General features: G+C 32.2%; 13 protein-coding genes. 5 read left to right on the top strand and 8 right to left on the bottom strand.

Annotation, left to right across the window (positions count from 1 at the left end; genetic code table 11):
- Positions 1-276: 276 nt before the first annotated feature.
- Positions 277-2976 (top strand): Ig-like domain-containing protein, encoded by a 2700-nt coding sequence (locus VCM48_RS09495; protein ID WP_482270354.1) that lies wholly within the window; start codon positions 277-279, stop codon positions 2974-2976.
- Between the two features lie 49 nt (positions 2977-3025).
- Here VCM48_RS09495 and dxs read toward each other — a convergent pair whose 3' ends face one another.
- On the bottom strand, positions 3026-4795 hold the full coding sequence (dxs, locus tag VCM48_RS09490; RefSeq protein ID WP_482270353.1) for a 1-deoxy-D-xylulose-5-phosphate synthase: 1770 nt from the start codon (positions 4793-4795) through the stop codon (positions 3026-3028).
- 38 nt (positions 4796-4833) lie between these two features.
- Here dxs and rsmI point away from each other — a divergent pair, with 38 nt between their 5' ends.
- The 3 genes from rsmI to VCM48_RS09475 all read left to right on the top strand — a co-directional run bounded on the left by rsmI (position 4834) and on the right by VCM48_RS09475 (position 7332).
- Positions 4834-5505 carry a 16S rRNA (cytidine(1402)-2'-O)-methyltransferase gene (rsmI, locus tag VCM48_RS09485; protein WP_482270352.1) on the top strand — a complete coding sequence of 224 codons (672 nt, stop codon included), beginning with the start codon at positions 4834-4836 and terminating at the stop codon, positions 5503-5505.
- A gap of 78 nt (positions 5506-5583) precedes the next feature.
- Positions 5584-6633, top strand: a complete 1050-nt coding sequence (locus VCM48_RS09480; RefSeq protein WP_482270351.1) for a 2Fe-2S iron-sulfur cluster-binding protein — start codon at positions 5584-5586, stop codon at positions 6631-6633.
- A 21-nt stretch (positions 6634-6654) separates the two neighbouring features.
- Entirely contained in the window at positions 6655-7332 is a 678-nt protein-coding gene (locus VCM48_RS09475; protein ID WP_099215035.1) for a LysE family translocator, read from the top strand.
- Here the strand turns inward: VCM48_RS09475 and mgtE are convergent.
- The 4 genes from mgtE to VCM48_RS09455 form a co-directional block, all read right to left on the bottom strand.
- Positions 7329-8678 carry a magnesium transporter gene (mgtE, locus tag VCM48_RS09470; protein WP_482270350.1) on the bottom strand — a complete coding sequence of 450 codons (1350 nt, stop codon included), beginning with the start codon at positions 8676-8678 and terminating at the stop codon, positions 7329-7331. The genes VCM48_RS09475 and mgtE overlap by 4 nt on opposite strands.
- Before the next feature lie 88 nt (positions 8679-8766).
- Entirely contained in the window at positions 8767-9570 is an 804-nt protein-coding gene (gene rsmA / locus VCM48_RS09465) for a 16S rRNA (adenine(1518)-N(6)/adenine(1519)-N(6))-dimethyltransferase RsmA (protein ID WP_482270349.1), read from the bottom strand.
- A 62-nt stretch (positions 9571-9632) separates the two neighbouring features.
- Positions 9633-9962, bottom strand: coding sequence for a DUF4286 family protein (locus VCM48_RS09460; RefSeq protein WP_099215038.1), 330 nt, complete (start codon positions 9960-9962; stop codon positions 9633-9635).
- Between the two features lie 45 nt (positions 9963-10007).
- The gene (locus tag VCM48_RS09455) at positions 10008-11783 is read right to left on the bottom strand and encodes a tetratricopeptide repeat protein (protein ID WP_482270348.1); all 1776 of its coding nucleotides are present in this window, start codon (positions 11781-11783) and stop codon (positions 10008-10010) included.
- Between the two features lie 176 nt (positions 11784-11959).
- Between VCM48_RS09455 and VCM48_RS09450 the strand changes: the two genes are divergently transcribed.
- Entirely contained in the window at positions 11960-12103 is a 144-nt protein-coding gene (locus VCM48_RS09450) for a hypothetical protein (RefSeq protein WP_176550555.1), read from the top strand.
- Positions 12104-12194: 91 nt separating this feature from the next.
- On the opposite strand, the gene serS is transcribed toward VCM48_RS09450, so the two are convergent.
- The 3 genes from serS to VCM48_RS09435 form a co-directional block, all read right to left on the bottom strand.
- Entirely contained in the window at positions 12195-13469 is a 1275-nt protein-coding gene (gene serS, locus VCM48_RS09445; RefSeq protein ID WP_482270347.1) for a serine--tRNA ligase, read from the bottom strand.
- A gap of 66 nt (positions 13470-13535) precedes the next feature.
- Entirely contained in the window at positions 13536-13820 is a 285-nt protein-coding gene (locus VCM48_RS09440) for a helix-turn-helix domain-containing protein (protein WP_099215041.1), read from the bottom strand.
- Positions 13821-13919: 99 nt separating this feature from the next.
- The gene (locus VCM48_RS09435) at positions 13920-14858 is read right to left on the bottom strand and encodes a bifunctional riboflavin kinase/FAD synthetase (protein WP_482270346.1); all 939 of its coding nucleotides are present in this window, start codon (positions 14856-14858) and stop codon (positions 13920-13922) included.
- Positions 14859-14904 lie beyond the last annotated feature (46 nt).

Raw genomic sequence — 14904 nt, 5'->3', positions numbered from 1 at the left:
AAAATAAATGCTGGTAAGCTCTGCCAAAAAAAATAAAAAAAGAACAGAATTTTAAAAAAGTAAGAAGGGTTTTAGTGTTCATAAATTAAGGTTTAAACAAAAGTAAAAATAGGGGGTATGTAGTTTGTTAAAATAAGATTAGTAAACTATAAAGCAATAGTTAGGTTAAAGTTAATCAGGTTATTATATAATTAATTATAATAAAAATAACCTATTAAATTGAAAGGGAAAAAATATATTTGTGTAACTAACTATTAAACTTTAAAGTCCCTCACAATGAAAAAAATTATTTTAACACTGTTATTATTAGCAGTTCTTAGTACTTATGCCTCTAATGATAAGTACCGATTAATCATCACAGACAATCCGGCAACAACTATAATGATTGGTTGGAATCAAATTTCAGGATCTAACCCAATTGTATACTATGGAACGACTGATAATGGAACTAACTGGTCAAATTATCCAAATTCCAAATCTGTAGATCGCTCAGTTTCTTATAAAGGAATGAGTAATACTTTTGCCAAATTAACCGGATTAAGTCCTAATACTAACTATTATTTTGTAATTAAAGATAGCCAAGGGGTAAGTAGCCGTTTTTGGTTTAAAACAGCTCCAAATACCAACGATAAAATGTCTTTTATTGCTGGAGGAGATTCAAGAAACAATAGAACACCGAGAAGAGATGCTAACTTGTTAGTTTCTAAATTAAAGCCAACCGCAGTGTTTTTTGGTGGAGATATGACTAACGGAGACTCTAGTTCTGAATGGCAAGACTGGTTTAATGATTGGCAATATACCACAGCAAATGACGGAAGAATGTTTCCTATAGTGCCGACAAGAGGAAATCACGAAGGTTCCAATAATAGTATTTATAACCTGTTTAATGTTCCATCAACAAGTGTTTATTACGATATAACTTTTGGAAACAACTTGTATACAATTTATACACTGAATTCAGAAATTTCCGCTGGTGGTACTCAGTATTCATGGTTAAGTCAAAAATTGAATGCAAATAATTCTATTTGGAAGTCTGCTCAATATCACAAACCGATGCGTCCACACGTATCATCAAAATCAGAAGGAAATGATGAATACTCTAGTTGGTCTCAATTATTTTATGATAAAGGAGTGAATTTAGTATTCGAATCAGATTCTCATACAGTAAAAACAACATGGCCGGTAAAACCTTGTGCCGGAGGAAGTAATTGCGATGAAGGTTTTGTTAGAGACGATGTTAACGGAACCGTTTATGTAGGAGAAGGTTGTTGGGGAGCACCTTTACGATCATCGAATGATTCAAAAAACTGGACAAGAGACGCGAGTACCTTTAATCAGTTTAAATGGATTTTTGTTGAAGAATCTAAAATAGAGATTAGAACAATTAAGGTAGATAATGCGAGTAGCGTTGGTTCTGTTTCAAACCAAAATCCATTCACAATACCATCTAATTTAGATATATGGAATCCATCTAATGGAAGTGTAGTAACAATTATAAGTAGTAATGTTAGCTATCCAGAAGTTGCAATTACAAGTCCATCATCAGGCTCATCACATACCGTAAATACTCCAGTAACAATTTCCGCTACTGCTACAGATAGTGATGGAACAATTTCAAGTGTTAAGTTTTATGTAAATAACACTTTAGTAAGCACAGATACAAATACTCCATATTCTTATAACTGGATACCTACAATTGATAACCAATCGTATACCATTAAAGTAAAGGCTACAGATAATGGCGGATACGAAACTACTTCTGAAGAGGTTTCTGTTTTTGTAGGAAATGTTTCTAAGACGGTTACATCAACAATTAATAGCACCAATGATGATGCAGAACAATATGAATCCTCAGGACAAATGTATATGAACAGTTCTGATTTAGAATTGGTGTATGATGGAAGTTCGAAAGGAAATCAACATGTAGGAATGTTATTTAGAAACTTAAATATACCTGCAAATGCTACGGTAACGAATGCATACATACAATTTACCACAGATGAAACAAATTCGGGAAGTACATCATTAGCAATAAAAATTCAAGATTCATCAAATGCACCAGACATTACTTCACAAAGCTATAATATAACCTCAAGAAGTTATTACAGTCAATCGGTTACTTGGAATCCTAGTTCTTGGAGTTCTGTAGGAGCATCTGGTACAGCACAAAAAACACCAGATTTAAAATCACTAGTACAATATATTGTGAATAAATCCAATTGGAATTCTGGTAACTCTATGATGTTTTATATTTCAGGAACAGGAGAACGCACAGCAGAATCGTATGATGGAACTAGTGCAAGTGCGCCAAAATTAGTAGTTACTTATAGTACTGGTAACCCTGATGATGGAGATGGAGGAGGAGAAATCCCAGAATGTGAGGATGTAAGCGTGACAATTATTTTCGATAAGTATTCTTCAGAAACTTCTTGGAGTTTAAAGGATAGTACAGGGCAAACTGTAATGAGTGGAGATAATTATACTCAAGGAAATGGAGAATCTATTACTGTATCAAAATGCTTGCCGGTAGGATGTTATGATTTTACAATTAATGATACATATGGTGATGGCATTTGCTGTAGTTATGGAAGCGGTTCATATAAAATAACTAATAATAATGGAGATGTATTAGCTTCAGGAGGAAGCTTTGGGTCTTCGGAGACTAAACAGGTTTGTTTAAACACTACCACTTCTGCAAAAACACAATTAAGAAGCCAAGAAAAAGAAGAAACAAATACTTCAGGAATGAGTATTTATCCAAATCCAGCTGTTGATAGGATTTATATTAAAGGAGGAAAAAATACAGTTTTGTGGATTGCGAAAATAATAGACGTATCAGGAAGAAAAGTAATAGAAGCACCTGTAATTAATAATTCGATAGATGTTTCTACAGTTTCAAGTAACTCAATTTACATTGTTGAAATATATGATGAATTAGGACAAAAGAAACTTTCTGAAAAGATAATAAAGAGATAAATTTTGAAATAAAGAGTTAAAAAGCGAACCAATTTGGTTCGCTTTTCTTTTATAGTAGACTTTGAATTACTTTTTGAATTGAGGCTGTATCAATTCCACATACTTCTTGCAACTGTTGAATCGTACCATGATGAATAAATTCATCAGGAATTCCTAATAGTTTAATTTTACCTTGATAGTTTACTTCGGAAGCATACTCTAATACTTCACTCCCAAATCCACCTTTGATTGTGCCATCTTCAACAGTGATAATAGCATCAAATTTTTTGAAAATAGCGTCTAAAAGTTGTGTGTCTAAAGGTTTTACAAAACGTAGGTCGTAATGTGCAATGACTTCTTTATTTTCAAGTTGATTGATTGCTTCTGAAACATTATCGGTAATAGTTCCTATAGATAACACTGCTACTTGATTACCTTCTTTTAAACAGGTTCCTTTTCCAACTTCTATGGTTTCGAATGGAAGTTGCCATTGCTCTAATTTGCCTTTCCCTCTTGGGTAACGAATCGAAATTGGATGCTCCAACCCTTGTTGAGCGGTATACATCATATTACGTAACTCAATTTCATTGCGAGGAGCAAAGACAATCAGATTAGGGATACAGCGTAAATACGCCAAATCAAAAATTCCGTGATGCGTTGCTCCATCTTCACCTACTAACCCAGCTCTATCTAAGCAAAAAATTACAGGTAAGTTTTGTAAGGCTACATCGTGAATTACTTGGTCGTATGCACGTTGTAAAAAGGTAGAATAAATATTACAAAATGGAACTAGTCCTTGTGTAGCCATACCTGCAGCTAAAGTTACTGCATGTTGTTCGGCAATACCTACATCAAATGTTCTATCAGGAAACTCATGCATCATAAATTTTAAGGAACTTCCAGTTAACATAGCAGGCGTAATTCCTACAATTTTTTCGTTTTGCTGTGCTAGTTCAACTATAGTTTTCCCAAAAACATCTTGAAATTTAGTGTATTTGCTTGCTTCTTTAGGTAGGACATCTCCAGAAACTTTGTCAAACTTCCCAGGAGCATGATACCTTACTTGGTCTTGTTCAGCTTGTCGTAGCCCTTTCCCTTTTGTAGTTATTACGTGTAAAAACTTAGGGCCTTGAACACCTTTTAAGCGTTCTAGTTCACGTAACAACTCTTCAAAATTATGTCCGTCAATAGGTCCAGAATAATCAAAGTTAAGAGCTTCAAAAATATTGTGTTGTTCGATTTCTAATCGAGGAGCTTTAATTTTTGTTAAATAATCTTTTAAAGCACCTACCGATGGGTCAATACCAATCGCATTGTCATTTAAAATAACCAACAAATTTGCATTTGTATCCCCAGCATGGTTTAATGCTTCAAAAGCCATTCCGCTGGCAATAGAAGCATCGCCAATAACAGCAATATGATGTTTTTCAATGTCTTGTAATTTTGAGGCAATTGCCATTCCTAAAGCAGCTGAAATAGCAGTAGAAGAATGCCCTACACCAAAAGTGTCGTACTCACTTTCTGAGCGTTTTGGAAACCCAGAAATACCATCAAATTGACGATTGGTATGAAAAACGTTTTTTCTTCCTGTTAAAATTTTATGCCCATAGGCTTGATGCCCAACATCCCAAACTAATAAATCGTTTAGAGTATCAAATAAATAATGTAGTGCAATAGTGAGTTCAACGACTCCTAAACTCGCACCTAAATGACCTTCTTTTGTGGAAACTACATCAATAATAAACTCACGCAATTCTTTTGCTAGTTGCGGCAGTTTTTCAGGTGTTAACTTCCTTACATCTGAAGGGAAATCAATATTTTTTAACAGCTTTTCTGGCATAGGACAAATGTAAGAAAACTTTGTTGTAGCTTTGTTGTATGAGTAAACTGTATTTGGTACCTACACCGATTGGAAATTTAGAAGATATTACGCTAAGAGCACTAAATATTTTAAAAGAAGTAGACTATATTTTAGCTGAAGATACACGTACAAGTGGAAAACTGTTAAAGCATTATGATATTGCCACACCAATGCAATCGCACCATATGCATAATGAGCATAAAACAGTAGAAACAATTGTAAAACGTTTGCAAAGTGGTGAAACGTTTGCGTTAATTTCAGATGCAGGAACTCCCGCAATTTCAGATCCTGGGTTTTTGTTAACACGAGCTTGCGTGCAAAACAATATTGAAGTGGAGTGTTTACCAGGAGCTACTGCATTTATACCAGCGTTGGTAAATTCTGGCTTACCTAATGATAAATTTGTTTTTGAAGGCTTTTTACCTGTAAAAAAGGGACGTCAAACACGTTTACAGTTCTTAGCAGAAGAAACCCGTACTATGATTTTTTATGAGAGTCCGCATAAATTATTAAAAACACTTACAAATTTTGTAGAGTATTTTGGTGAGGATAGACAAATATCAGTTTCTAGAGAACTAACAAAATTATTTGAAGAAACCAAACGAGGAAGTGTAAAAGAAGTACTAGCATATTATACTGAAAAACCAGCTAAAGGTGAAATTGTTATTATTGTTGAAGGTAAAAAGTAAGTAAGTTAAAGTTTTATAATAACCCTAACTTTTCTTCTTCTTGAGTTTCTTATTTTTGTAACTCTTTAAAAAGATCACATGTCTACATTTCATAAACTACGTATAGAAAAAATAATAAAAGAAACGGCAGATGCTGTATCTATTTTATTTGATATTCCAGCAGAACTAAAAGATAACTACACTTTTGTTGCTGGTCAATATATTACCATAAAAGCTATCTTAGACGATAAGGAAATAAGAAGAGCTTACTCTATTTGTGCTTCTCCAAACAGTAAGCAAATTAAAGTTGCTGTAAAAGCAGTTGATCATGGAAAATTTTCAACCTATGCAACTACTAAGCTAAAAGAAGATACTTATTTAGAGGTTTCTGAACCAGAAGGTAAATTTATTTTAGAGCCTCAAGCACAAAAAAACTACCTTGCTTTTGCCGCAGGAAGTGGAATTACTCCAGTTTTATCAATGGTAAAAACCGTGCTAGAGAATGAACCTACTTCAACAATTACACTAGTTTTTGGAAATAAAAAAGCAGAAAGCACAATTTTTTATGATGAGTTAAATGAGTTAGCTGAAAAGTATTCTTCTCAATTAAACTTACACTATGTGTTTAGTCAAGAAGTAAGAACTGACTGCAAATTTGGTAGAATTGATAAAGGGCATGTAAATTATTTTGTAAATAATATTCACAAGGATATTTCTTTTAATTCTGCATATTTATGCGGTCCTGAAGAAATGATTCAAACAGTTTCTAACACACTTCAAGAAGATGGATTTGATGAAAGAGATATTTATTTTGAATTATTTACCGCTACCATTTCAGATGAAGAAGCAGCATTAAATATTCCTGATGGAAAATCAGAAATTAAAGTAGTGTTAGATGATGAAGAACACACTTTTATGATGGAGAAAACCGATACGGTTTTAGCAGCTTCTTTACGCAACAAGTTAGACGCTCCATATTCTTGTCAAGGAGGAGTTTGTAGTAGTTGTATTGCAAAAGTTACGGAAGGAAAAGCTGTAATGGCAAAAAACTCTATTTTAACTGATGACGAATTAGAAGAAGGTTTGATACTTACATGTCAAGCACACCCAACTACACAGAAAATAGTGGTAGATTTTGACGATGTTTAGGTAAAAGCGTAACTTTATAGAATGGATTTTTACGACTTTAAAAACGCATTTTTTGTAGGTGTTTTCATGGCTTTTATGATAGGCCCCGTGTTTTTTATGCTGATTAAAACCAGTATTTTAAAAGGAGCTAGAGCAGCTATAGCCTTTGATGTGGGTGTAATCTTAGGAGACATCTCTTTTATGTTAATAGCTTATTTTGGAAGTAGGAGTCTGCTAGAAAAAATAAAAGATGACCCGCGTTTATTTCTTATCGGAGGGTTGGTGTTAATTGTTTATGGATTAATTACTTATTTAGATAAAAACAATAAGAAAGAAGCAAAAGCTCCCGATGTTGTTTTACCTGAAAGTAATAATTATTTAAAGCTCCTTTTTAAAGGCTTTTTCTTAAATTTTATAAATATAGGAGTATTAGCTTTTTGGTTGGGGTTAATTGTGGTTATAGGACCAACGTATGATATGAACCCGAAGTATTTGGTTTGGTATTTTGGTACTGTAATAGCAGGTTACGCAATTACAGATTTAGGAAAAATATTACTAGCTAAACAACTAAAGAGTAGGTTAACTCCATTAGTTATTTATCGAATAAAACGTGGAATGGGAGTGTTATTAATCGTTTTTGGTGCTGTGTTAATGCTAAAAGGATTTATTCCTGAAAGTAAGATTGATAATCTGATTGAGAAAGTAGAATCGCTAGATTAAAAGCCAATAATCATTTTTGCTATCCAAAAATAGATTAAAATCCCAAAAATATCGTTACTCGTTGTAATAAATGGTCCAGTAGCAATTGCAGGGTCAATACCTCTTTTATCTAAAAACAATGGAATAAAAGTACCCACCAAACCAGCTACAATAATTACTGTAAATAGTGAAGATGAAATAGCAGAAGCAATTGTTATATCTCCTTTCCAAATCCAAATAAAGAAAAACAAGATAACAGCCAAAACAAGTCCATTTACAGCAGCTAAAGACATTTCTTTTAATAGCCTATTAGTAACACTTCCTTTTACATCATCATTAGCTAAACCTTGTACAATAATTGCTGAAGATTGTACCCCAACATTACCAGCCATGGCTGCAATAAGAGGTGTAAACATAAAAAGAATAGCATTTTCTTCTAATGCACCTTCAAAAAAGCCCATAATTCTTGCAGCTCCAATACCTCCAATTAAACCTAGGAACAACCAAGGTAATCGAGCTCGGGTTAATTGTAAAATGCTATCTTCTGAATCAACATCTTGGGTAATACCTGCTGCTAATTGATAATCTTTTTCAGCTTCCTCTTTAATTACATCAACAATATCATCAATAGTAATTCTACCCACTAAAACACCTAATTCATCCACAACAGGAATAGCTTCTAAGTCATATTTACGCATAATGTTGGCTACATCCTCTGCCTCATCGTGTACATGAACAAAATCTACTTTAGGAATATAAACATCCGAAATTTTAGAACGAGTAGAAGCCATTAACAAGTCTTTTAACGACAAACGCCCTTTTAACTTACCTTCATCATCAACCACATAAATAGAATGAACTCTAGTAACCTCTTCTGCTTGCTGACGCATTTTTTTAACACAGGTAAGCACATTCCAATTCTCATTTACTTTTACAAGCTCTTTTGCCATTAACCCACCAGCAGAATCTTCGTCATATCGTAGTAATTCTACAATTTCTTTGGCATGTTCTCGGTCTTCAATTTTCCGAATTACATCTTGTTTTCGCTCTTCAGGAAGTTCAGCAATAACATCGGCAGCATCATCGGTATCAAGTTCATTAACCTCTTCGGCAATTTCTTTGGCAGATAGTTGTTCAAAAACTTTTTCACGAACTTCTTCATCAACTTCCATTAATACATCCGAAGTTGTTTCACTATCTAATAAACGTATAATGTAAACTGCTTCTTCAAAAGTGAGTTCATCTAAAACTTCTGCAATATCAGCGTAGTGAATATCTGAAAAAACCTCAGAAAGAGCTGTGTCTTTTTGTTGTTGAATCAGGTTTTGTACGTTTTCTAATAAGTCTTTTGTGATTTCTAATGCCATTGCTTGCAATTTTGCTCGATAATCGAGGTTTTGAATATGTTGAAATCTAATTCAAAAAGAAGACTTGTTCTTATCTAAAAAAGGACTCTTAACTATTGTTTTGAGCTATCTTTTGTGTCAACTCAATGAATTTTTGTACCGACAACTGTTCCGGACGCATCGCAAATATAGGGTCTTCTTTTAAGGTATCCGAAAGATTAAAAGATTTTAAACTGGAACGTAACATTTTTCTTCGTTGATTAAAAGCTGTTTTTACCACTCTAAAAAATAATTTTTCATCAACAGGAAGTGTGTAGTTTTCTTTTCTGATAAGTCTAATAACTCCAGAATCTACTTTTGGCGGTGGATTGAATACAGAAGGAGGTACGGTAAATAAGTATTCAGCATCATAAAAAGCTTGCGTTAATACCGAGAGTATTCCGTAAGTTTTACTTCCTTCTTTTTCAGCAATTCGCTGAGCAACTTCCTTTTGAAACATTCCTGAAAATTCTGGAACAAATTCGCGGTTTTCAATAGCTTTAAAAACAATTTGTGATGAAATGTTGTATGGAAAGTTCCCGATAATTGCTACTTGCTGATTATTGAAAATTTCAGTGAAATCCTTTTTTAAAAAGTCACCTTCAATAATGGTAAACTTATCTTTTGAAGTATTTAGTTTTATGTGCTCAACAGGAAATGTTTCTTGTAAATAGGTTACTGATTCTGAATCTAACTCCATCACCGTAACTTTTGGTTTTTTCTCTAACAAATATTTAGTTAGAACCCCCATACCAGGACCAATTTCTAATACGTTATCGTATCCTTTTTCGGTTAACGAATCAGCAATTTTCTTAGCGATGTTTTCATCGTTTAAAAAATGTTGTCCTAAATGTTTTTTTGCTCTTACGGTCATGGATTCAGGTTGATAGATTTTTCTAGATGTAATACGTTTAGAATCTTGGTTTTGGGTCTTAACTAATTACTATTTACTGTAGGAAAAAACTCATTTACTACTTTTAATTCAGTACGGAAAGCTAGCATTTTATCAGCAAACTTTTTTAATCCGTCGTTACGTAGTTTGTCTGCACTATGTTTATAATAGTTATCTAAATCTTCACGTGTTTTAGCAGTATATTGAATAGAGTAGGTAATGCCTCCCATTTCTTCTTCAACCAGCACTTGTGTCATTTTAGCACTTAAAAAGTGTCCTGTTGCCAATACTTCAGGTATATGGCTTTCAATCCAAGTTAACCATTCAGCATGTATACTTTCGTCTATATTTATTGTTACGTTGTATATGTACATAGTTTTTAATTTTAAAAATGAAGTAATAGGAACATCTTCAGTTTTTTAAATGTCGTCTCCTCTTAATTTTCTAAACTTTTTTCGGGCTTCTACTAGGTAGATGCTCGATGGGTGGTCAAAAATAATCTTTTGATAGTATTCTTTAGCCTTTTCTAGATTATTTAATTCATTGTTGTATAATTCAGCCATGTGATAACACACATCGTCAACATAAATTCCTTCTTTATCTAAAGCTATTATTTTGGCATAATTTAAAATGGCTTCATCATATTGTTTCTTTTTAACAAATAATTGAGCTTGTTTAAATAATGCTTCATCTTCAATAGATTGCCCACCGTAATTAGCAATTATATTACTTAAAATAGCAATTGCTTCGTCATTTTTATTTTGATAAGCTAACAGATCAGCTTTAGCATACTCTTTTAAACCAGTACCAATACTATCTTTAGGCTCATTATCTGAAATTGTCAAGAACAAATCGGCAGCATCGTTAGCAATAAGTTGTGTTGCTGATCCTTTTAAAACTTTTAGCTGAGCCTTTGCCCAAGTAAAATCATTTTTAAAATAAGAAGCTTGTGCTACTTTAAAGCGGGCTTCTTGACCTATATAATTGTTTTTGAATAGCGTTTGAACTTGAGAAAAATAAATTAATCCTTTGTTAAATTTACCCATATATACAAAAACATCACCAAGCTTAAGCTTTATAGTTGCTTTTATAAACTTTGAATTGGTAAAATTTAAGGCATTCTTTAAAATAACAGATGCTTCTTGTGGATTGTTCTTTGTAAACGTTAAATAATTAGCGTACTCTATTTGTGTGAAAAGTGTTTTGGAGTTAATTCCATATTCTTTAAAAATAGAATTAAAACGTTCATCTACATCAGGTTGTTTTGTCTCAATTGCTATTTTAAGGTTATTATTTATAGCTTTAAACTTGTCTCTAGGGTAATTCGTTTTTTCAATTATAAGATCAAAACACTCTTTTGCAGTTTCGTAGTCTTTGTTCTCTAGAGCTATTTTACCTAAATCATTAATTTTACCTAAATTATCAGGGTCTCTTGCAAGTAATGCCTTGTTTTGAATAAGGGCTTTGCTGTATTGTTTTTGTCTAATAAATAACCAAGAAAGTAAATCATTCCAAATGTCTTTAGGGTTACTTATAGATTTTCGTAATAGAGCTTTTTTGAACAAAATATTGTTCTCATCTTCGCTATCATCAGTTAAATATTTACCAGCATAACGTTTTACATTGTTGAGGTAGCCACTATTTTTGTCAACCAAATCAATGTAAGATTTGAACATTTGTTCAAAATCTCCTTTTTCACCATAAATTTGTGCTAATTGAAACCCATAATTAGCTTTTGGGTTAATTTCCATTACTTTATTAAAAGCTTCAATAGCTAAATCTAATTTACTATAGTTTTTAAACAAGCCAGCGATTAAAGAACCGTAATTTGCTTTTTTATTGATGGATTCAATTGCTTTTTGATAATATTTATTAGCGTCTTCTATTTTTTCTTGTCGTTCACTATTATAACCTAGAATTACATATAAGTAAGATAAATTAGGTTTTTCTTTTAGTTTTTGAGTGAGTAAATTTTCAGCAGTAGTAAATTGTTCTGTCTCCTGATAACAAGTGATTAACTTTTTTAAATAAGTTGTGTTATATGGGCTTTGATCGTATAATCTTTTATATAACTGAATTGCCTTTTCATATTCATTATTTCTAAAATAATTTTCAGCAATAATAAATTCGTTTTGCTGTGCTTGGCAAAACAAACTTAAGATCAGTAAATTAAATAAAATAATGGCTTTTTTCATTTTGAAAATTTTAAGCGTTGTGTTTTTGTGCTTAATTCAGTTAAGAGGATTTTGTCTATCAAAAATACAGAAGATAATTGTTAAAATACTATTAAAAGAGGTGCTTTTTTGAAAAGCAGTGTAACATTTTGGCACGAACTTTGTCTTATTAGTAAAACAACTAAACAATGTAAACTATGAGAAACTTTACGACACAATATGAAATAGCAAAGCAGAATGCAAATGAGTTTATGAGAAAAGGTCAAATAACTCAATATTTTGAGGCATTGCTAGAAATGAATAAATACAAGAGATTAATGGTAGCGGTAGTTGCCAACTAAACATATTTTTTTCAATGGGGATTGATTAATTAAAAATCCCAAGCATCGTAATTGAGGCTTGGGATTTTTTCATTTTTATATTTAAGATTGATTAATCAATCATATCAAAACCACAATAAGGAACTAATACTTCAGGAATTTTAATTCCGTTTTCAGTTTGATAATTCTCTAAAATACCAGCAAGTACACGAGGTAATGCTAAAGAACTTCCGTTTAAAGTGTGTACTAATTGACTTTTCCCTTCTTTGTTTTTAAAGCGTAACTTTAAACGATTTGCTTGAAAAGTTTCAAAGTTTGAAGCAGAACTAATTTCTAACCAACGTTCTTGAGCTGTAGAATATAATTCAAAATCAAATGTTAGGGCAGAGGTAAAACCAGTATCTCCACCACATAGGCGTAAAATACGATATGGTAATTTTAATTCACGTAAAATTTCTTTGATATGTTCAACCATTCCATTTAAAGCATTGTATGAATTATCTGGGTGCTCAACACGAACAATCTCAACTTTATCAAATTGGTGTAAACGATTTAATCCACGAACATGTGCTCCGTAACTTCCAGCTTCACGACGGAAACAAGGAGTATAGCCTGTGACTGCAATAGGTAAGTCAGCTTCTTTTACTAAATCACCTCTAAACATATTAGTTACTGGAACTTCAGCGGTAGGGATTAAGTATAAGTTATCTCCAGTTACATGATACATTTGTCCTTCTTTGTCAGGTAATTGACCTGTACCAAAACCTGAAGCTTCATTTACTAAATGAGGAACTTGTACTTCGTTATATCCAGCTGCTGTGTTTTTATCTAAGAAGTAATTAATTAAAGCACGTTGTAAACGAGCTCCTTTTCCTTTATACACAGGAAAACCAGCACCCGTAATTTTGGCACCTAAATCAAAATCAATAATATCATACTTCTTCGCTAATTCCCAGTGGGGTAATGCTTTTTCTCCTAAGTCAGGAATAATTCCTTCTTTAAAAATTTCTTCGTTATCTTCTTCACTTTTTCCTGCTTTTACAGAAGGATGAGGTATATTAGGAATTTGGTATAACAATTCGTTTAACTTTTCAGCAGCAGAATTTAATTCTTCTGTTAATTGTTTAGATTGCTCTTTTAATTCACCCGTTTTTGCTTTTAGCTGGTTTGCTTCTTCAACTTTGCCAGACTTAAAAAGACCTCCAATTTCTTTGGATATTTTGTTCGATTCAGCTAAAACATTATCTAAAGAAACTTGTGTAGCTCTACGCGTTTCATCAGCAGTTAATACTTCTTCAATAATTGTTTCGGCATCAGCAAAATTACGTTTTGCTAATCCGTCTAAAACAGTTTGTTTGTTTTCTCTAATAAACTGAACCTGTAACATCTTTTTAATTTTTTAAGAAAAGCAAAGATAAAAGAAGCTATAGACTTAAGCAATGTGTTTTGTATACTAAATTTCTTCAAGCATCATAAAGAAGTCAGATAAAGTGATGTTGAAATAATCACATATTTTCTGAAGAGTGGTAATAGTGACATTTGTTTTTCCTTGTTCTATTCTTGCCAAATGTATTCCAGTATCAATATAAAACTCATTTGAAGTAATATGATACTCTTCTCTTAAAGTTTTTACGCAAAGGGCCACCTTTTTTAAGGTTACCTCATTTTTTGACAGCATTATTCTTTTTCGATACAAAATCTTAAAAACATATGAAATACATAATGACATACTTGTCATTATGTGGGTTTTAAAAAAATTAACTTTGTATGCAGTTACGTCAATAATACTAATTCTAAAGCTATTTGAAACCGGGGGGCTTTGAGTATGATTTTAAGGTTAGACTTTGGCGTAACTTTTTAAAAAGAGCATTGAATTTTGCTTGTCTTTTTTTAATTGAAAAATTAAGCCAGAAACAGAATCGAACTTTTGTTCGTCTCTTAAATAGTAAAGTAGCTCAATAGTTAACTCTTTACCATATAAATTTTGGTTAAAATTGAAATAATGTACTTCAATTGTTTGGTGCTCTCCATCAACTGTTGGTCGATTACCAATATTCATCATTCCATAAATAGTAGTGTTATCAATAGTAGACTTTACTACATAAACACCTGTTTTAGGAATTAACTTATAATCTTCAGGAATGTCAATATTTGCGGTAGGAAAACCTATTTTTCCACCTAGCTGTTTTCCATTCACAACTTTTCCAGTTAGTGAAAAGTTATACCCTAAGTAATTATTAGCAGTTTTTAAATGTCCGTTAGCAAGAGCTTTTCTAATTTTGGTAGAACTAACTGAGACTTCGTCAATGTCTTGGGCAGGAATTTCTTCAACAGTAAAATCATATAAGTGAGAATACTCAGTTAATTGTTCAATATTACCTTCTCTATTTTTTCCAAAATGATGATCGTAACCAATAATCAATTTAGAAATGTTTAATTGATTAACTAAAATATCACGAACAAAATCTAAAGCGGTTAATCTTGAAAACTCTCTACTAAAAGGATGAATGATTAAATAATCTAATCCTAATTTTTCGAGGTGTTGAGCTCTTTCATCAATAGTATTTATTAGTTTAATGGAAACATCTTTTTGTAATACCATCCTTGGGTGAGGAAAAAATGTTAGCAATACCGATTTTTTATTACTAGCTTTTGCTTCACTAACTAGTTTCTCAATAATTTTTTGATGCCCAATATGCACTCCATCAAAAGTACCGATGGTGACCATTGTTTTTTGAGAAGGGGTAAGATCAAAAATAGAATGTATAATTTCCAAGACTACTAATAAGTTTAGGCAAAAATACAATTTGTATAAGATGATA

The organism is Tenacibaculum sp. DPLXC6 (genome assembly GCF_056815515.1).
This window is presented reverse-complemented; position numbering and strand designations above follow the sequence as displayed.